We start from the raw sequence: 18,876 nt of genomic DNA, 5'->3' as shown, positions 1-18,876 counted from the left end.
CGGTGGTTAGGCTGGCGGGGATGGCTCTCTTCTCCCGCCGAAAGAACTCCCCGCCCGCCGACGTGCCCGACGAGGGGATCGAACCCGGCGAGCAGCCGGTCGATCCCGAGCGCGAGGGCGGGAATTCTCCGGCCGAGGCCGACGCGCCGCAGGCGCCGGCGGTGGGGATCTCCGTCTCTTCGTTCCGCGGAATGGGCGCCGGCGCCGGTGCACCGACCGCGGCACCCGTGAGCGGCGCCGACGATCCGGGGGAAGGCGCGTCAGCCCCGGAGGGTGCGCCGGCAGCGGCTGCAGCATCCGGTTCCGCCGCACCGGACGCACCGCGCCGACTCCCGCCCCGACGGCCCGTGCCGGCTGAGGCGCCCGAGCCCACCTCCACCGTCCCGGGGCTCCGCGACAACACGTTGCTCGTCCAGGCGCTGGCCGGGCTCTCATCCAAGCCCACCGGCCCGGAGCTGATGAACGTCGTGCGACAGCTGCTGCAGGGGCACCTGTTCCTGCGTGTGCAGGGCGACGCGCGCGAGCTGCTGTCGGCGGGCAAGTCGCTGCCGCTGTCGGTCGCGGCGGTCGGAGACGACCGCTACGTGCTGGCCTACAGCGGCGGGGCGGCGCTCCAGGCGAGCGTCCGCGCCGACGGCGACGTGAAGACCTCCGCGATGGGTCAACCCGTGCTCGCCGTGCTGCGGCACGTCCTCTCCGGCGATTTCGCCGGGCTCATCCTCGACAACAACTCCGCGCCGGCGCGCGCGGTGCTGCCCACCGCGGTGCTCCAGCGCGCCGTGGACGATGCCGACGAGGCGCTGCGCATCAAGACGCTGCTGAGCGCGCCGCGCACCGACGCGACCGCGAGCGAGGTCGTCCTCGCCATGACGGAGGCGCCGCTGTGGGTCGCCGTGCAGCGCACCCAGGAGGGTGGCCCCTTCGGCGTCGCCGAAACGCGCACCGCCGAGGGCGAGCGCTACCTCGAGGTGTTCTCGCACCCGCTGGAATCCGTCGCCCTGAACCGGGGTGACGCGGCCGCGCCGATCCCGCCGGCACGTCTGGCGACGGCTCTGGCCCGCGATCCGCAGCTGACGGGCGTGCTGGTGAACCCGGCCGGCCCCTGGATCCGCCTCAGCCGCGCCGACCTGGCCCCACTCCTCGCCCTCGCCGAGTAGCTCCCACCCGAACGCGGCACTGCGGAGGCTGTCGGATGCGGTGGGCTCCCGCTAGCGTCGGAGCATGGCGTCACCGCGCATCACGCTGACCGTTCCCGGACCGCACGGCGACCGCGAGGTCGGCATCTCCAACCCCGACCGCGTCCTGTGGCCCGAGCAGGGCATCACCAAACGCGAGCTGGCGGAGTACTTCATCGCCGTCGCCGAGCCGTTCCTCGCCGCCAACGGGAACCGGCCGGTGTCGCTGGAGCGCTTCCCCGACGGCATCGACGGGGAGAGCTTCTTCTCCAAGAACCCGCCCAAGGGCGCGCCCGACTACGTCGAAGCCGTGACCGTGACGTACAACAGCGGCCGGAAGCATCCGCAGCTCGTGGTCACCGAGATCGCCTCCGCCGTGTGGGCGGCGCAGATGAACACCATCGTCTTCCACCCGTGGGCCTCGCTCGCCGGCGACCCCGACAACCCCGTGGAGCTGCGCATCGACCTCGACCCGCAGCCAGGCACGGGGTTCGCCGAGGCCGTGACCGCCGCGCACGCCCTGCGCGAGGTGCTGCGCGAGGCGGAGCTCGAGCCCTGGATCAAGACGAGCGGCAACCGCGGCCTGCACGTGTTCTGCCCGATCGAGCCGACGCACGAATTCCTCGACGTGCGGCACGCCGTCATCGCGGCGTCGCGCGAACTGGAACGGCGCATGCCCGACCGCGTCACGACCGCGTGGTGGAAGGAGGAGCGCGGCGAACGCATCTTCCTCGACTTCAACCAGGCCAACCGCGACCGCACGATGGCCGGGGCCTACTCGCCGCGGCAGTCGCCGGGAGCCACCGTGTCGACGCCGGTGTCGTGGGACGAGCTGGATGCGGTGGATCCCTCTGCTTTCACGGTCCGCACGGTCCCCGAGCGCCTCGCCACGGTCGGCGACCCGTGGGCGGGCCTCCTCGAGCGGCCCGGCCGCATCGACACGCTCCTGGAGTGGTGGCAGCGCGACCTCGACGACGGGCTGGGTGAACTGCCGTTCCCGCCGGACTTCCCGAAGATGCCCGGCGAGCCCCCGCGCGTGCAGCCCAGCCGCCTCAACCCGGAGAACTGGCCGAAGGAGTAGCCGGACCTGGCGCATCGGGCTCCCCGCACGCGAGACTGGACACGTGCAGCTCCCCGTCATGCCGCCCGTCGCCCCGATGCTGGCGAAGTCCGTCTCGGACATCCCCGACCTCGGGCACACCGAGCCGAAGTGGGACGGGTTCCGCACGATCGTCTTCCGCGACGGCGACCAGGTGATCCTTGGCAGCCGGAACGAGCGGCCGATGACCCGCTACTTCCCCGAGCTGATCGAGGCGATCCGAGCCAACACCCCGCCGCGGTGCGTCATCGACGGGGAGATCGTCGTGGTCACCGGCGACCGTCTCGACTTCGAGGCGCTGCAGCAGCGGGTGCATCCCGCCGATAGCCGCGTCCGCATGCTCGCCGAACAGACCCCGGCCTCCTTCATCGCCTTCGACCTGCTCGCGCTCGGCGACGCCGACCTCATGGACCGCCCGTTCGCCGAACGTCGCGCCGGGCTCGTCGAGGCGCTGGCGGATGCTGCCGCCCCCGTCTTCGTCACCCCCGCCACCGGCGACATGGCCCGGGCGCGCGAGTGGTTCGACATGTTCGAGGGTGCGGGCCTCGACGGCGTCGTCGCCAAGCCGCTGACGGGCACGTACCAGCCCAACAAGCGGACGATGTTCAAGATCAAGCACGAGCGGACGGCCGACTGCGTCGTCGCCGGCTTCCGCTGGCACAAGACCGGCGACGTCGTCGGCTCTCTGCTCCTCGGCCTCTACAACGACTCCGGGCAACTGCAGCACGTCGGGGTGACCGCATCCTTCTCGATGGCTCGGCGCAAGAGCCTCCTGGACGAACTCGCGCCCTACCGAGACGTCGACCTCGACGCGCACCCGTGGGGCGGGTGGGCCGCGCAGGGCGACCGGCCCGACCTGCCGGGCGCGGGCAGCAGATGGAACGCCGGCAAGAGCCTGTCGTTCGAGCCGCTGCGCCCCGAGCTCGTCGTCGAGGTCGCGTACGACCACATGGAGGGCGACCGCTTCCGCCACATCCCCAGCTTCCGCCGCTGGCGCCCAGACCGTGATCCGCGCTCGTGCACGTTCGACCAGCTCGAAGAAGCCGCGGACTTCCGGTTCTCGGCCATCTTCCCCGAAGAGGGAGGTCCCTCGTGACCACACCCGCCCCGCGGTCGCAGCAGGCTCTCGCCGAGCGGATCCGCGTCCTCCTGACCGCCTACCCGGATGTGCGCGAGGTGCGCATGTTCGGCGGTCTGTCGTTCATGGTGAACGAACGGATGGCCGTGGCCGCCGGCCGCGTCGGAGACCTGCTCGTGCGCGTGAATCCTGCCGACTACGACGCCCTGCTCGAGGACGGCGGCGTTCCCGCGTTCATGGGCAAAGACCGGCCGATGGGGCCGGGATGGCTCAGCGTGCCCTCCGAGCGCGTCCAGGACGAGTCCGACCTCGCGCACTGGCTCGACGTCGGCATCCACTCCGGCGACGCGAAGGCCTGACCGGTTGCCGGGACGTGCGGGCATGCGCCAGGTCGTCTTCCTCCGCAACGTGAACCAGGGCCAGCGCGGGCACCCCTCCACCGCTGACATCCTCTCCGCGTTCGCCGACGCGGGGTACCCGGATGCCGCGACCTACCGCAGCAACGGCACGGTCGTCGTCGACGCGGAGATCGACGACGAGGGTGTGGCCGACGTGGTGGCGGCGCTCGCGGTGCGCAGTGGGGAGGAGCGCTCCGCCCTGCGCCTGCCGATGGCGGAACTCTCCGTCATCGTGCGCCGCTTCGGGGATGAACCGGCTCGCCGGGAGCTCACCGTGCACGCGGCGGGCGCCGTCGCCGCCGACGATCCGCGACTGAGAAGCGACGCCGAGCGGTGGGGATGCCGCGTGCTGGGCGCCGGCGACGGGTGGGTGGTCTCCGCCCACGACCGCGACGAGGGGGTCAGCGCCACGCCCGCGCTGGAGCAGTTCACCGGCATGCCGGCGACGTCGCGCGGTCTGCGCACGATCGTCGGCCTGGTGAACCGGTTCGGCGACTGACAGGCCGGGGATCTCCTGGCGGTCAGGCCTCGAGCGTCTTCGGGCGCGCCCAGCGGGCCGGGCGGTCCGGGCCGTCCCACACCTGGATGACACCCCACACCGCCGCGGTGATGGGGACGGCCAGGACCGCGCCGACGATCCCGCCGACGACCGTGCCGACGGTCAGGGCGACCAGGATGACGAAGGCGTGCAGCTTCATCGACCGGCCCATCAGCACCGGCTGCAGGAAGTTGCCCTCGAGCTGGTTGACGAGCACCACGATCCCCACGACGATGAGGGCGATGAGCGGGCCGTTGGCCACGAGCGCGACGAGAGCCGCGAGGATGCCGGCCACGGTCGCGCCGACGATCGGGATGAAGGCGAGCAGGAAGACCAGCACCGCCAGCGGGATCGCGAGCGGCACCTGCAGGATCAGCAGGCCGATCAGGATGCCGATGGCATCCACGGCGGCCACCGTCGCCGTGCCGCGCACATAGGCGCCGAGCACCGTGACCGTCTTGTCGCCGATGCGGCGGGCGCGCACGTAGTTCTCACCGCGGAAGGGGCGCAGGAGGAACTCCCACATCTGCGGCCCGTCCTTGAGGAAGAAGAACAGGATCGTGACGAGCAGGACGAAACCGGTCACGAAGTTGGCCACGGCGCCGACGCCGGCCAGCGCGCCGGAGCCGAACTGCGCGCTCGTGACGAAGTCGGTGACGGTGTCGACCAGCTCGTCGAGCTGGTCGGGCTGCACGAAGTCGAAGGGGAGGTCCTGGACCCACGCCACCAGCTTGCGGAAACCGTCCTCGGCCTGGGCGTAGAGGTCGTTCCACTGGTCGCGCACGGCCCACACGATCAGCCAGCCCAGCGCGGAGAGGATCACCACGATCGCCAGCAGGGTCGCGATGGTCGCCAGCAGCGAGGGCACGCCGCGCCGCCGCATCCAGCTCATCACCGGATTGAACGCGCACGCGAGGATCAGCGCGATGACCAGGGGAATCGTCACGAGCGTGAGCGTCTGGATCGCGAAGATGATCGCGCCTGCCACCACTACCACGACGATGATCTGGATGGCGCGGATGCCGAGCTTGCCGAAGGCGTCGGCCCACAGACTCCACGGAGCCGTGGTGGCCTTCAACTCGACGTCTTTCGACTCCAGCTGCACGCGCTGCGGATCGTTGCGGAACCATGCCATGGGACGAGGCTAATGCCCTCCGCCGGATGCCGCGGCGAAACCGGGACGTTTACGCGAACGCGCTCATGCCGGTGATGTCGCGGCCCAGCAGCAGCGCCTGCACGCTCTCGGTGCCCTCGTACGTGTGGATCGCCTCGATGTCGGCCATGTGCTGCATGACGCCGTTCTCCAGCAGGATGCCGTTGCCCCCGAGCAGATCCCGAGCCGTCGCCGCGATCCGGCGGGCGGTGCGCGTGTTGTGGTACTTCGCGAGCGACGCCTGGGTGGGACGGAGTCCGCCGGTGGACTCCAGGTCGGCCAGACGCCGGCAGTACAGCTGCATCGCGGTGAGGTCGGCGAGCATCTGCGTCAGCCGCTCCTGCACCATCTGGAACTTCGCCAGCGGCTTGCCGAACTGCATCCGCTGGGTGGCATAGGTCAGCGCCGCCTCGTAGCAGGCCGTCGCGTGCCCGAGCGCCGACCACGCGACGCCCGAGCGCGTGGAGTACAGCACGGTCGAGGCATCCTTGAAGCTCTTCGTGCCCGGCAGCACGGCGTCGGCGGGCACGCGCACGTCGTCGAGGGCGATGTGGGCCTGGTGGATACCGCGCAGCGACGCCTTGCCGGTGATCACGGTGCCGGTGTACCCGGGGGTGTCCTGCTGGACGAGGAAGCAGCGCACGGCGCCGTGGTCATCGGCGCACTCGTCCTGCACGCGCGCCCACACGAACGTGACGCCGCCGGACGCGCCGTTGCCGATCCACTTCTTCGCCCCGCGCAGCACCCAGCCCTCGTCGTCGCGGATGGCGGTGGTCTCCAGAGACACGGAGTCGGAGCCGTGGTCGGGCTCGGTGAGCGCGAAGGATCCGAGGACCTCGCCGCGGGCGATCGGCTGCAACCAACGGGCCTGCTGCTCGGGGCTGCCGAAGAGGGCGAGTGTGCGCAGGGCGAGCCCGCCCTGCACGGCGAGCACGGTGCCGAGCGACCCGTCGCCGCGGGAGATCTCCATGTTCACCAGGCCCGCTGCCAGCGGCGAGGAGCCGGGAAGATCGGGGTGGTCGATCCCATCGGTGTACAACTCGAGCTCGCCCATGCGCCGCGTGAGGTCGAGGGGGTAGGTCGCGGCATCCCATTCCTGCTGCATCCGCGGGCCCACCTCGTCGATGAAGGCACGCGCGCGCTCCCACGCGGCCCGGTCGGCGTCGGGGACATCGGCGAACACGGCGTAGTAGTCGGTGTCGCGGCGCGCGGTGACGTCGTAGCGGGCGACGCGCTCGCCGGGAAGGGAGGGGGACTCCGGAGTGCTCATGCACTGAGTATCGCGTATAGAGGAACTCAGTTCCAGGAGGGGCGCGCGGCGGCCGGCCGGCGAGGCCGCTGTCCCCACTTCCGCGCCACTTCCGTGCAACCGCGCCACATCAAAGTGCAGCGAACGCACGTTTGTGGCGCGAACGCGGGGCGGCCGGGGCCGTCGGGGCCGCCGACGCGGCGGGCGCGAGTTCAGCGCGAGCCGGCGAGGGCGGTCGACGCCGCGTCGTGTGCGGATGCTGCGCCCAGATCCGCTGCGGCCAGGACGAGGCCGCGCAGGTCGGTGCCGGCGCCCGCGGTCGCGCGCTGCCACGTCGCGGCGTTGCCTTCGGAGAGGATCCGCTCGACGCCTTCGCTGACCACGGCCAGGTCTCCGTGGGCCGCCAGGCCCGGGGCCGCGAAGTCCACCATGGCGCGCACGACCTCGGCAGCCGGTGCCGGACGGCGCGTGCGCGGGTCCAGCAGCGTGCCGCTCAGCCCGCGCAGTGCCGCATCCCACGTCGCCAGGCGCAGCGCGTTGAGCGAGATGGCGGCGGGCGCCTCACCTCGCCGCGCGGCGTCGGCGGCGGATGCGACCATGCCGCGCACGAGCCCCGCCAGCAGGGCCGTCGTCGCCGGAGTCAGAGGCACGTCGCACACGCGGACCTCGACGGTCGGGAAACGCGCGGACAGGCGCGCGTCGGCGTACAGCATCCCTTCGTCCAGGACCGCGCCGGTGGCCAGCAGCTCCTGGGTCGCACGGTGGTAGGTCTCGGCGTCGCCGAAGACTTCGGCCGGCCCGCTGGAGGGCCACAGGTTCCACAGTTCGTAGCGGTAGCTGTCGTACCCGGTGTCCACGCCCGCGCTGAACGGGGAGTTGGCCGACAGCACGCGCAGCGCGGGGAGCCAGCCGCGGATCCGGTCGAGGACCGCGACGCCCTCGGTGGCCCCGGCGATCGACACGTGCACGTGCAGGCCGCACGTCATGCACTGGGTCGGCGTGATGCCGTATCGCTGGGCGATCAGCTCGTACCGGCTGCCGGGGGAGGGGTGCGGAACGGCCGGGATCGGGGAGGCGGCCAGCGGCGCCACGCGCGTACCGAGGCCCTGGGCGACGCGGTCGACGGTGGCGCGCGCGTATGCGGCTTCGGCCTGCAGGTCCGTCAGCGACCGGTGCGGAGCGCCGACGATCTCGATCATCTCCTGATGCATCTCGGGCACGACCGCCGAGCGGAGGTTCTCGAACGCGGTGCCCGCGATGACGGCCGCTGCGGCGGGGACGGGCACGCCCGTGTCGGCATCGACGAGGAGCATCTCCTCCTCCACGCCGAAGGTGCGCAGAGCGATCTTCGGGCGCTGACGCATGACCCACCTCCTGCCGTCGAGGAGAGGGTCTCTCCGAGGGACCCTGGGTCCTAGGGGGTTGACATCAGCGCGGGAGGAACGCCTGCAACCGGCGCGCCACCTCGGCGGCCGGCATCCCCCGAGGGAAGGCGGCGATGGTGACGTCGTCGTCGGCCGGCGCCGGCGCGTCGGGGTGCACGCCGAAGCGGCGGAGCACGTCGTCCAGGGCCCGGCGCAGCGTCGCGTGCGGCACGCGCTCGCCGCGCAGCAGCCGCCGCAGCACGTGGTTGTGCACGGCGGTGACGAGGGCAGCGAATCCGACGGCGTCCAGCGGATCCAGCCCCGGTATAGCCCGGCGGAGGTACTCGTCGAAGAGCCGCTCGTATCGGAACACCGTGACGATCTCCCGGTCGCGCAGCACCGGCACCTCGCGCACGATCGTGTAGCGCCGGCGGGCGAGGTCGGGGTCGGCCGCGAAGTGGCGGAAGACCTGCATGGATGCGTCGCAGACCGCGGTCCACGGATTGTCGTGGGGCTCGTTCAGGTAGACCTCGAGGGCGTGCAGCAGCTCCTCGTGATCGGCGAAGACGACGTCCTCCTTGCCGCCGAACTGGCGGAAGAACGTCGATCGCGACACGCCCGCGGCGCGTGCGATCTGCTCGACCGACGTGGCATCGAACCCGTGCTCGGCGAAGAGCTCGATCGCGGCGGCGACCACGCGCGTGCTGGTGCTCGGCGGGGGCGCGGCGGTCATGGCCGGAAGCCTAGCGGGCGGCGACCTGCACCGGTCGCGCGCGGATGTCAACCGCTGGGGCGATCGGGCGGCGACGGGTTTGACTGCCGGGATGACGACACCACTGTGGAAACAGGATGCGACCCCCGTCCCCGGCACGGACTTCGAACCGGGGCGGTCCTACGACGTGGTGGTCGTGGGGGCCGGGATCACGGGCCTCGCGACCGCATACCTGCTGGCCCGTGCCGGGATGGGCGTCGCGATCGTCGAAGCCGGCGAAGTAGGCAACCTCGCCACCGGCGGCAACACCGGCAAGGCCTCCCTTCTGCAGGGGACGGTGCTCTCCACGCTGCGCAGCGGTCATCCCGCCGGCCTCGTGCGTGCCTATGTGGAGGCCAACCGCTCGGGGCAGGAGTGGCTGGGTGCCACCGCCGACGAGCTGTCCGTCCCCGTGGTGCGGCGGACGGCGTTCACCTACGCCCAGAGCGACGACGCGCTCTCCTCCGTCGAAGCGGAGAAGGACGCCGCCCGTGAGGCGGGCGTGCCGGTGCGGCGGGCGACGAGGGACGAATTGGATGCGGTGCCGTTCCCGCTCGCGTCGGCCGTGGCGCTGGACGACCAGCTCTCGATCGATCCGATGACCTTCGCCACGGCGCTGGCCCGTGCCGCGGTGGCCGCCGGCGCCGTGCTGCACACCGGCGTGACGGTGCGCGGGGCCAAGGTGCTGCCCCGCGCGCACGTGCAGACCGACGACGGGCCGCTCTACGCCGACAGCATCGTGCTGGCCACCGGCATGCCGATCCTCGATCGCGGCGGTTACTTCGCCAAGGTCCACGGCACGCGCTCGTACTGTGTCGCGTTCGCCACCGACGGCCCGATCCCGGAGGGCATGTACCTCTCCGCCGACTCCCCGAGCCGGTCGGTTCGCGCTGTCTCGGCCGGCGACGGACCAGCCGGCTACAGCGGGATCATCGTCGGCGGTGCGGGGCATCCGGTGGGCCGCGGCGGGTCCGAGCGCGAGCGGGTGGACGAGCTGGTCGCGTGGGCGCGGCAGCACCTGCCCGTCGGGGAGGAGACGCACCGGTGGAGCGCGCAGGACTACCAGTCGCACAACCTCATCCCCTTCATCGGGGCGATGCCGCGGTCCCTCGGTCGCGTGCGCTTCGCGACCGGCTACGGCAAGTGGGGGCTCACCAACGGTCCCGCCGCCGCGCAGCGCATCGCCGCGGAGATCCTCGGCGACCAGGACAAGCCGCAGTGGATGACCGCGCTGGGCACGCGCATGACGATGCCGTCCGACCTCGCTCGCGGCGTGGCGGAGAACGCCAAGGTGGGCCGTGCCGCCGCGCAGGGCTGGGCCGAAGCCGAGCGGACGCCCGTCCCCGTGCCCCAGCCCGCCGAAGGCGCCGGGGTCGTCGCGCAGCGCGGCGGACGTCCGGTCGGCATCTCCACGGTGGACGGGGTCACGCGGGCCGTGGATGCGGTGTGCCCGCACATGGGCGGGGTGCTCTCGTGGAACGACGAGGAGTGCACGTGGGACTGCCCCCTGCACGCCAGCCGGTTCCAGGCGAACGGCGCCCGCATCGAAGGGCCCGCGCGCTCCGACCTCAAGCCGCTGAGCTGAGCCGGGCCGTTCAGGCGACCAGGCGCACGAGCCCCGTCGCGAGCAGCGTCAGGATCGTCGTCCACAGCACGATGGCCGCGGCCTGCCACGCGATCACGCGCGCCGGCGAGACGCCGGTGGCGGTCAGCGCGGCGGCGGTGAACTGCGTGGGCAGCAGCAGCGGGCCCAGCAGGCTCACCCCGGGCGTGCCGTAACGGTGGTAGGCCCGCTGGAACTTCTCGCGGCGCGGTGACGGCGCCTCGGCGCCCGATCCACCGCCGCGGGTGGTCACGGCCGTGCGGACGCGGGCGCTGACGAGCACCACGAGCGCGACGCACGCCAGGTTGCCGATCACGCCGGCGATCGCCGCGACGAGCGGGTGGATGCCCCCGACGATGCCGATCGTGGCCGCCCCCTCGCCCTCGATGAACGGCACGGCTCCGGCGAGGGCGACGATCGCGGGCTGCAGCGCCTCGGGCACGCGTGCGACGAGATCCTGGAAACCGAGGACGAGATCTGCGAGGGGGCTGGACATGGCTGCTCCTGGTGGGATGGGCGCGGTCTTTCCGCGGTGATTCCATCCCAGCGGATGGCGCGGGCGCGGGTGAGTGCCGAGTGTCATCGCCCATCGGGAGGATCCACTGGCGACGGGGTGACAAATGTCATGGCCGTACGCTGGCGGATGTGAGTCGTCCCGACCCGTCCCCCGCCTCGGCGCTGGCCCGCGGTGTCACGGCGACCTGGTGGTACACCGCATCCTCCGTCGTCTTCTTCCAGATCACGATGCTCGCGCTGTGGGGGCTGGATGCGGCGCTGCGCGTGGACGGCTTCCGCGGTGCCGTCCCGGTCGGCTTCCTCGTGTGCGCGCTGCTCTCGGTCGCGGCCGGAGGGGTGCTCCTGGCCGAGTACCGGCGCGAGCGCCGCGCGCAGGAGGGGGATGAGCCCTGGTGGCGCATGCCCCGGTGGAGCGCCGTCGCCCTGGCCGTCTCGCTCCTGTCCGCGATCGCGCTGGGACTTCTGGCGGATGCGGTCGTTCTGGGCGTCGGGCTGGTGGCGTTCACGCTGTGCGTGCGCCCGTGGCCGCCGGGGGTCCGCATCCGCCTCGTGATCCTCCTCGTCGTCCTGATCGTCGCCGCCTGGTTCGTCGACGCCACCCGCGTCCCCGCCGGGGAGGACGGCATCTTCGCCGTGTCGGCACTGTTCGCCCTCATGCTGGCGCCGGCGACGGCCCTGTCGCTGTGGTGGTGGGACATCGTGCTGGCCCTGGATCACGCGCGCGCCGTCGAAAGCCGGCTCGCGGCGGTGCAGGAGCGGCTGCGACTCGCCGGCGATCTGCACGACCTGCAGGGCCACCACCTGCAGGTGATCGCGCTGCAGCTGGAACTGGCCGAACGCACGATGGAGCGCGACCCCGCCACCGCCGCCGAGCACGTGCGCGCCGCGCACCGCAGCGTCGACGACGCCCGCCGCGGCACGCGCGAGCTCGCATCGCGGTTCCGCGGCGTCCCGCTCCCCGACGAGCTCGCCAACGCCGCCGACCTCCTCCGCGCGGCAGGCCTCCGCGTCGAGCTGGAGGTCGCCGCCGACGCCGCCCATGCCAGCGCGGAGGTGTTGGGCCCGATCATCCGCGAGTGCACGACGAACATCCTCAAACACGGCGGCGGGGAGTGGGCGCGGGTCGGGCTCGTGCGGGACGGATGGATGTGGCGGCTGGAGGTCGCCAACGACACGCGCCCAGGCGTCGGTGCATCCGGCCCCGGATCGGGCCTGGCGGGTATCGCGGAGCGGGTCGGCACGGTCGGGGGACAGGTCGACACCGGCACCGCGGACGACGCGTTCCGTGTCGTGGTGACGATCCCCGCCGCCACGAGTGCCGACCACCCGGGGGGTGTGCCGCGATGATCCGCGTGCTCATCGCCGACGACGAGGACATGATCCGCTCCGCGCTGGCGTCGCTCCTGCGCCTGGAGGACGACCTCGACGTCGTCGCCGAATGCCCCGACGGGCAGACCGCGCTCGCCGAGGCGGTGCGACTGCGTCCGGACGTGTGCCTGCTGGATCTGGAGATGCCGGGGCTCGACGGGGTGGACACCGCCGCGCGCATCCTCCGCCAGGTGCCCTCGCGGTGCATCGTCGTGACTCGGCACGCGCGGCCCGGTGTGCTCCGCCGCGCCCTCAGCGTCGGCGTCGACGGCTTCCTGCCCAAGTCCCGTCGCGCCGAGGACGTCGCCGCGGTCATCCGCGACGTGGCGGCCGGTCGCCGCTACGTCGACCCCGAGGTCGCCGCCGACGCGCTCACCGACATCCGCAGCCCTCTGACCGATCGCGAACTCGACGTGCTGCGGGCCGGACAGCGCGGCGAGACGATCGCGCAGATCGCCGCCGCGCTGCACCTCTCGGCGGGAACCGTGCGCAATCACGTCTCGTCGGTGCTGGGGAAACTCGGGGTGCCGACGCGGCAGCAGGCGGCCATCGTGGCGCGCGAGCGCGGCTGGATCTGACGGGTCCCGGGTCGGCCGCGGTCGGGGCCGAGTAGTAGGGTGGGGGACTGGCCGGTCTCTTGATATCAAGACATCCGGCCCCCACCCACTGACCGTCCAGCGGAGGATTCCCTGTGGATCTGTACGAGTACCAGGCACGCGATCTGTTCGAGAAGTACGAGGTGCCGGTGCTTGCCGGCATCATCGCCGACACCCCCGAGGAGGCGAAGGCCGCAGCCGAGAAGCTCGGCGGCGTCGTCGTCGTGAAGGCCCAGGTGAAGACCGGTGGCCGCGGCAAGGCGGGCGGCGTCAAGGTCGCCAAGAACCCGGATGAGGCGTACGAGGCCGCGCAGGCGATCCTCGGCCTCGACATCAAGGGCCACGTCGTCCAGCGCGTCATGGTCGCCGCCGGCGCCCGCATCGCCAAGGAGTTCTACTTCTCGGTGCTGCTGGACCGCGCCAACCGCTCCTACCTGAGCCTCGCCAGCGTCGAAGGCGGCATGGAGATCGAGCAGCTCGCGGTGGAGAAGCCCGAGGCGCTCGCCCGCGTCGAGGTGAACCCCCTCGACGGCATCACCCCCGAGAAGGCGCTCGAGATCGCTCAGGCCGGCGGCTTCGACGACGAGCTGGCCCCCAAGGTCGCCGACGTCTTCGTCAAGCTGTACAACGTCTACAAGGGCGAGGACGCCACGCTCGTCGAGGTCAACCCGCTCATCCAGTCCGAAGACGGCGAGATCATCGCCCTCGACGGCAAGGTCTCCCTCGACGAGAACGCCGCGTTCCGCCACCCCGACCACGCGGCCCTCGAAGACTCGGCCGCAGCCGACCCGCTCGAGGCGAAGGCCAAGGAGCACGACCTCAACTACGTCAAGCTCGACGGCCAGGTCGGCGTCATCGGCAACGGCGCGGGACTGGTCATGTCCACGCTCGACGTCGTCGCGTACGCCGGTGAGAAGCACGGCGGCGTCAAGCCCGCCAACTTCCTCGACATCGGCGGCGGCGCATCCGCCACCGTCATGGCCGCGGGTCTGGACGTCATCCTCGGCGACGAGCAGGTCAAGAGCGTCTTCGTCAACGTCTTCGGCGGCATCACGTCGTGCGTGGCCGTGGCAGAGGGCATCGTCAAGGCCCTCGAGATCCTCGGGGACACCGCATCCAAGCCGCTCGTCGTCCGCCTCGACGGCAACCAGGTCGAGGAGGGACGCGCCATCCTCGCCGGTGCCAACCACCCCCTCGTGACCCTGGCCGCGGGCATGGACGAGGGCGCCGACAAGGCCGCCGAGCTGGCCAACGCCTGATCTCCGGGACGAAAAGGATTCAGTAATGTCGATCTACCTCAACAAGGACTCCAAGGTCATCGTCCAGGGCATCACCGGCGGCGAGGGCACCAAGCACACCGCACTGATGCTGAAGGCCGGCACGCAGGTCGTCGGCGGCGTCAACGCCCGCAAGGCCGGCACGACCGTGTCGCACCAGGACGCCGACGGCAACACCGTCGAGCTGCCCGTGTTCGCCTCCGTGGCCGAGGCCATGGAGAAGACCGGCGCCGACGTGTCGATCGCGTTCGTGCCGCCCGCCTTCACGAAGGACGCGATGATCGAGGCCATCGACGCCGAGATCCCGCTGCTCGTCGTGATCACCGAGGGCGTGCCCGTCGGCGACACCGCCGAGGCATGGGCGTACGCGAAGTCCAAGGGCACCACCCGCATCATCGGGCCGAACTGCCCCGGCATCATCACCCCGGGCGAGGCGCTCGTGGGCATCACGCCGGCCAACATCACCGGCAAGGGCCCGATCGGCCTCGTGTCGAAGTCGGGGACGCTGACGTACCAGATGATGTTCGAGCTGCGCGACCTGGGCTTCTCCACCGCCATCGGCATCGGCGGCGACCCCGTCATCGGCACGACGCACATCGACGCCCTCGAGGCGTTCGAGGCCGACCCCGAGACAAAGGCGATCGTCATGATCGGCGAGATCGGCGGCGACGCCGAGGAGCGTGCGGCCGACTACATCAAGGCGAACGTGACCAAGCCGGTCGTCGGCTACGTCGCAGGATTCACGGCCCCCGAGGGCAAGACGATGGGCCACGCCGGCGCCATCGTGTCCGGCTCGGCCGGTACCGCCCAGGCGAAGAAGGAGGCCCTCGAGGCCGCCGGGGTCAAGGTCGGCAAGACGCCGTCCGAGACCGCCGCCCTGATGCGCGAGATCATCGAGTCGCTGTAACCCGCAACGACGAAGGGCCCGGATGCGAGGCATCCGGGCCCTTCGTCGTCCCCCGCGCGTCCCCGGCCCGGCCGCGCTCCTCGCGCCATCCGCGAGACTGCAGCGCACTGGCGAGACGGCGACATAATGACGCGGTCTCGCCGGTGGCGTGCAGTCTCGCGGGGATGGGCCGGGACGGGACAGGACGGGCCGGGGCCGGGCGGGTCAGCCGAGGAGGTCCTGGATGGGGCCGCGGGCGAAGAAGATCACGAATCCGACGGCGACGACCCACAGCAGCGGATGCACCTGCTTGGCGCGTCCGGAGAGGGCGTTGACGACGACCCAGCTGATGAAGCCCGCACCGATGCCGTTGGCGATCGAGTAGGTCAGCGGCATCACCGTGGCGGTGAGGAACACCGGCAGCAGCACGCGGAAGTCGCTGAAATCGATGTGCTTGATCTGCGCGAGCATCATCGCGCCGACGAGCACGAGCGCCGCGGCGGCCACCTCGCCGGGCACGATCGAGGTGAGCGGCGTGAAGAACATCGCCAGCAGGAACAGCACACCCGTCACGACGTTCGCCAGGCCCGTGCGTGCGCCCTCGCCGATGCCCGAGCCGGACTCGACGAACACGGTCGCCGACGAGGACGACGTGCCGCCGCCGACGACCGCACCCAGACCCTCGACGATGAGCGCCGACTTGATGCGCGGGAAGTCGCCCTTCGCGTCGGCGAGGTCGGCCTCCTTCGCGAGCCCCGTCATGGTGCCCATCGCGTCGAAGAAGTTCGAGAACACGAGAGTGAAGACGATCATCACGAGCGCGATGAAGCCGACCTTGCCCAGGTCGAAGGTGAAGTCCACCTGGCCGATGAGGCTCAGATCGGGGATCGCGATGATGCCGCCCTCACCGGAGACCGCCAGGCCGTAGGGCCAGATGAGGTTCACGACGTGCGCGAGGATCGTGCCGCCGACCAGGCCCAGCAGGAGCCCGCCCTTGACCTTGAGGGCGATGAGGATGCCGGCCAGGAACAGCGTCACGACGAACATCACGGTCTGCACGGTCGCGACCGAGCCGCCGACACCGAGGTCCAGCGGCGGGGAGGGGTTGCCGGTCGCGGTGACGAAGCCGGCGTTGACGAACCCGATGAACGCGATGAACAGGCCGATGCCGACCGTGATCGCGAGCTTCAGCTGCACCGGCACGGCGTCGAAGATGAGCTTGCGCAGCCCGGTGGCAGCCAGCAGCACGATGACGAGACCGTTGATCATCACGAGGGCCATCGCCTCGGGCCACGTCACCTCGCCGACGACGGAGAAGGCGAGGAACGCGTTGATGCCCAGGCCCGCGGCGAACGCGAACGGCAGCCGGGTGACGAGGCCGAACAGGATCGTCATGACGCCCGCCGTCAGCGCCGTCGCGGCGGCGACCGCATTCGCGCTGAGGGTGGTGCCCGCCACGTCGGGGGTGGAGAGGATGATGGGGTTCAGGATGACGATGTAGGCCATCGTCACGAAGGTGACGACACCGCCGCGCACCTCCGTGCCGACGGTGGAGCCGCGCGCGGAGATCTCGAAGAATTTGTCCATCCGGTTCTTCGGCGCGGATGCGGAGGCTGGCGTTTTGGTCGCGTTGGTGCTCATGGGACCTCTGGTTCGGGAGAGTGGGAAGGCGCGGAGCGAGGACGTAGTCTGGGCGCATGCCGCTCACAGGAGAGTATCTGCCAGGGACAAGCGAATGGGCACGCCGCCAGGCGGAGGCGTTCGAAGCATCCGCCGGTGCGGAGGCGAACGAGCTCCGCGGGAAGCCGATCATCGTGCTGACGACCGTCGGGGCGAAGACCGGCGGCCTGCGCAAGACCGCCCTCATGCGGGTCGAGCACGAGGGGCGCTACGCCGTCGTGGCCTCCAAGGGTGGAGCCCCCGAGCCGCCGGCCTGGTACTGGAACATCGTGAAGAACCCGCACGTGCAGCTGCAGGACGGTGACACGCTGCGCGACTACACCGCGCACGAGGCCGAGGGTGCCGAGCGGGAGGAGTGGTGGGCCCGCGCCGTGCAGGCGTGGCCCGACTACGACCAGTACCAGACGAAGACCGAGCGCCGCATCGCACTGTTCGTGCTGGAGCCCGTCGAGGACTGAGTCCGCGGATGCGGCGGTGGTGACGGGCCCGCCGACGCACCGGCGCTGAGGGTCGGCCGCGGGCGGAGGTGGCGCCGCTCGGGGTGCCGTCCGGCCGGGGCACCGCCGCGCGGGTAGGGTCGTCAGCGCATGAACCGCCTGCTCGTCGCCCTCCTGGCCGCCTTCGACGCCCTCGTGGCGGCCGCGGGCGGCCTCGCCATCGCCCTGGCCCCCCTGGCCCTGCTGTGGGTGTTCGCCCTCGGCGGCGGGGCCGACTGGGCCGCGCTGTGGCCGGCGAGTGCGGCGGTGTGGCAGTTCGGTCATCTCGTCCCGCTGACGATCCACCTGCCCGGCACGTACCTCGCCGCGGCGGGGATCGATCCGTCGGCCGCCGACTTCGTGCTCTCCCTGGCTCCGCTGGGCTTCGCGGTGTTCACCGCCCTGTTCGCCGCACGTTCGGGGGGCCGCGCCGCCCGCGCCGGCGAGCCGCTCACCGGCGCCGTGTCGGGGTCGCTGGTCTTCGCCGCCGTGACGGCCGTGGTGGCGCTGAGCGGCGCGACGCCGTTCGCCGAGCCCGCGCTGTGGCAGGCGCTGCTGTTCCCCGCCCTCGTGTACGCGGTGCCGTGCGCCCTGGGCACCGCCGTGGGCGCCTGGGCGGAAGGCGAGGGGATCGCCGGCCGGCTGCGCGAGCGCGTCGAGAGTGCTCGCGGTGGATGGGGCGCCGTGCCCGGGCTTCTCGTGCGGGGCGCCGCGATCTCCGTGCTGGGGGTCGTGGCAGTGGGCGCCCTGGTGTTCGCCGTCGCCGTCCTCGTGCGCGCGGGGCAGGTGGTGGCCCTGTTCGAGGCCGGCAACGTCGACGCCGTGGGCGCGACGGTGCTCGCGGTGGGGCAGCTGGCGTACCTGCCGACGCTCGTCATCTGGAGCGCCTCGTTCGTCGCCGGACCCGGCTTCGCGCTGGGCACGGGGACGGCCGTGTCCCCGGCGGGAACGCAACTCGGCGTCATCCCGGGCATCCCGGTGCTCGGGGCGATCCCCGAATCCACGTCGCCGTGGCTCCTGGTGCTCGCACTCCTGCCCGTGGCGGTGGGGGCGCTGGCCGGGTGGATGCTGCGCTCCCGGCTCGTGGCGGAGCATCCGGGCCGCGAGCACTTCGCACCGCGCGTCGTGGTGGTGGCGGGCATGAGCGCGCTCACGGGCGCCGTCTTCGCGCTCCTGGCGGTGTGCGCGCGCGGCGCGATCGGCCCGGGCCGGCTCGCCGAGACCGGACCCGAGCCCGGGCCGCTGGCTCTCGCGGTCGGCCTCGAGATCGCGGTGGGCGCGGCCATCCTGATGCTCGCGCCGCACCGCGGGTCCGCGTCATCCGGGCTCGGTGCGGCGGCCGGCGCCGCGCCGGTGTTCGGCGCGACGGGCGACGACGAGCGGCGCGACGAAGACGCGCGCTGGGACGAGGGCGCCCCGGAGCGTCCGCGGTGGGGCGGCGAGCCCCGCCACGACGCCCGCTGGAACTCCTACTCCGGGTGGGAGCGCGCTGTGCCGGCCGAGGCCTGGCCGGAGCCGCCCCCGCCGCCGGAGGCCCGGCCCGACGCGGCTCCGCTCCCCACCCTGCCGACCTCCGCCTTCGGCACCGGCCCGCTGGGGTCGGCTCCGCGCGAAGACGCGCAGGAGGACGCGTCCGAACCCGAGCCGGACGGCTCGCTAGACTGACCGG

Annotated in this window: 18 protein-coding genes; 12 read left to right on the top strand and 6 right to left on the bottom strand. The window is 72.1% G+C overall.

The window, feature by feature from the left end; translation table 11 throughout:
* Positions 1-20 precede the first annotated feature (20 nt).
* The 5 genes from E4V99_RS02445 to E4V99_RS02425 all read left to right on the top strand — a co-directional run bounded on the left by E4V99_RS02445 (position 21) and on the right by E4V99_RS02425 (position 4,249).
* Positions 21-1,157 (top strand): SseB family protein, encoded by a 1,137-nt coding sequence (locus tag E4V99_RS02445; RefSeq protein WP_135116329.1) that lies wholly within the window; start codon positions 21-23, stop codon positions 1,155-1,157.
* A gap of 64 nt (positions 1,158-1,221) precedes the next feature.
* Positions 1,222-2,256 carry a non-homologous end-joining DNA ligase gene (gene ligD / locus E4V99_RS02440; RefSeq protein ID WP_135063780.1) on the top strand — a complete coding sequence of 345 codons (1,035 nt, stop codon included), beginning with the start codon at positions 1,222-1,224 and terminating at the stop codon, positions 2,254-2,256.
* 43 nt (positions 2,257-2,299) lie between these two features.
* Entirely contained in the window at positions 2,300-3,370 is a 1,071-nt protein-coding gene (locus E4V99_RS02435) for an ATP-dependent DNA ligase (protein ID WP_135063784.1), read from the top strand.
* Positions 3,367-3,711 (top strand): TfoX/Sxy family protein, encoded by a 345-nt coding sequence (locus tag E4V99_RS02430; RefSeq protein WP_240742810.1) that lies wholly within the window; start codon positions 3,367-3,369, stop codon positions 3,709-3,711. The genes E4V99_RS02435 and E4V99_RS02430 overlap by 4 nt, the downstream gene beginning before the upstream one ends.
* 22 nt (positions 3,712-3,733) lie before the next feature.
* On the top strand, positions 3,734-4,249 hold the full coding sequence (locus E4V99_RS02425; protein ID WP_135063787.1) for a DUF1697 domain-containing protein: 516 nt from the start codon (positions 3,734-3,736) through the stop codon (positions 4,247-4,249).
* Positions 4,250-4,271: 22 nt separating this feature from the next.
* On the opposite strand, the gene E4V99_RS02420 is transcribed toward E4V99_RS02425, so the two are convergent.
* From E4V99_RS02420 to E4V99_RS02405, 4 genes are all read right to left on the bottom strand, one after another.
* Positions 4,272-5,423, bottom strand: coding sequence for an AI-2E family transporter (locus E4V99_RS02420; protein ID WP_135063790.1), 1,152 nt, complete (start codon positions 5,421-5,423; stop codon positions 4,272-4,274).
* Between the two features lie 49 nt (positions 5,424-5,472).
* Positions 5,473-6,711, bottom strand: a complete 1,239-nt coding sequence (locus E4V99_RS02415) for an acyl-CoA dehydrogenase family protein (RefSeq protein ID WP_135116328.1) — start codon at positions 6,709-6,711, stop codon at positions 5,473-5,475.
* Between the two features lie 191 nt (positions 6,712-6,902).
* Positions 6,903-8,054, bottom strand: coding sequence for a glutamate--cysteine ligase (locus E4V99_RS02410; protein WP_135116327.1), 1,152 nt, complete (start codon positions 8,052-8,054; stop codon positions 6,903-6,905).
* Between the two features lie 64 nt (positions 8,055-8,118).
* Positions 8,119-8,787 carry a TetR family transcriptional regulator gene (locus tag E4V99_RS02405; protein WP_135063799.1) on the bottom strand — a complete coding sequence of 223 codons (669 nt, stop codon included), beginning with the start codon at positions 8,785-8,787 and terminating at the stop codon, positions 8,119-8,121.
* A 91-nt stretch (positions 8,788-8,878) separates the two neighbouring features.
* On the opposite strand from E4V99_RS02405, the gene E4V99_RS02400 reads away from it, so the two are divergent.
* Positions 8,879-10,390 (top strand): FAD-dependent oxidoreductase, encoded by a 1,512-nt coding sequence (locus tag E4V99_RS02400; RefSeq protein ID WP_135063802.1) that lies wholly within the window; start codon positions 8,879-8,881, stop codon positions 10,388-10,390.
* Positions 10,391-10,400: 10 nt separating this feature from the next.
* On the opposite strand, the gene E4V99_RS02395 is transcribed toward E4V99_RS02400, so the two are convergent.
* A complete protein-coding gene (locus E4V99_RS02395) occupies positions 10,401-10,904 on the bottom strand; it encodes a small multidrug efflux protein (RefSeq protein ID WP_135063805.1) in 504 nt (167 codons plus the stop codon).
* 149 nt (positions 10,905-11,053) lie between these two features.
* Between E4V99_RS02395 and E4V99_RS02390 the strand changes: the two genes are divergently transcribed.
* From E4V99_RS02390 to sucD, 4 genes are all read left to right on the top strand, one after another.
* Complete coding sequence (locus tag E4V99_RS02390; protein WP_135063808.1) at positions 11,054-12,271, top strand: histidine kinase; 1,218 nt, start codon at positions 11,054-11,056, stop codon at positions 12,269-12,271.
* The gene (locus E4V99_RS02385; protein WP_135063811.1) at positions 12,268-12,870 is read left to right on the top strand and encodes a response regulator transcription factor; all 603 of its coding nucleotides are present in this window, start codon (positions 12,268-12,270) and stop codon (positions 12,868-12,870) included. Before E4V99_RS02390 ends, E4V99_RS02385 begins: the two co-directional genes overlap by 4 nt.
* A gap of 113 nt (positions 12,871-12,983) precedes the next feature.
* Positions 12,984-14,147, top strand: coding sequence for an ADP-forming succinate--CoA ligase subunit beta (gene sucC / locus E4V99_RS02380; RefSeq protein ID WP_135063814.1), 1,164 nt, complete (start codon positions 12,984-12,986; stop codon positions 14,145-14,147).
* A 25-nt stretch (positions 14,148-14,172) separates the two neighbouring features.
* Positions 14,173-15,072, top strand: a complete 900-nt coding sequence (gene sucD, locus E4V99_RS02375) for a succinate--CoA ligase subunit alpha (RefSeq protein WP_135063817.1) — start codon at positions 14,173-14,175, stop codon at positions 15,070-15,072.
* A gap of 204 nt (positions 15,073-15,276) precedes the next feature.
* Here the strand turns inward: sucD and E4V99_RS02370 are convergent, their stop codons facing one another.
* Positions 15,277-16,692, bottom strand: coding sequence for an NCS2 family permease (locus tag E4V99_RS02370; protein WP_135116326.1), 1,416 nt, complete (start codon positions 16,690-16,692; stop codon positions 15,277-15,279).
* Positions 16,693-16,748: 56 nt separating this feature from the next.
* Between E4V99_RS02370 and E4V99_RS02365 the strand changes: the two genes are divergently transcribed.
* Together E4V99_RS02365 and E4V99_RS02360 are read left to right on the top strand one after the other, a co-directional pair.
* The gene (locus E4V99_RS02365) at positions 16,749-17,189 is read left to right on the top strand and encodes a nitroreductase family deazaflavin-dependent oxidoreductase (protein WP_135063823.1); all 441 of its coding nucleotides are present in this window, start codon (positions 16,749-16,751) and stop codon (positions 17,187-17,189) included.
* Between the two features lie 129 nt (positions 17,190-17,318).
* Positions 17,319-18,872 carry a DUF6350 family protein gene (locus E4V99_RS02360; RefSeq protein ID WP_187270396.1) on the top strand — a complete coding sequence of 518 codons (1,554 nt, stop codon included), beginning with the start codon at positions 17,319-17,321 and terminating at the stop codon, positions 18,870-18,872.
* Positions 18,873-18,876 lie beyond the last annotated feature (4 nt).

Origin of the sequence: Microbacterium sp. dk485 (assembly GCF_004570445.1) — a bacterium.
Classification (GTDB): domain Bacteria; phylum Actinomycetota; class Actinomycetes; order Actinomycetales; family Microbacteriaceae; genus Microbacterium; species Microbacterium wangchenii.
Note: the sequence above shows the minus strand (reverse complement) of the source record. Positions and strands in the feature narration are given on the sequence as shown.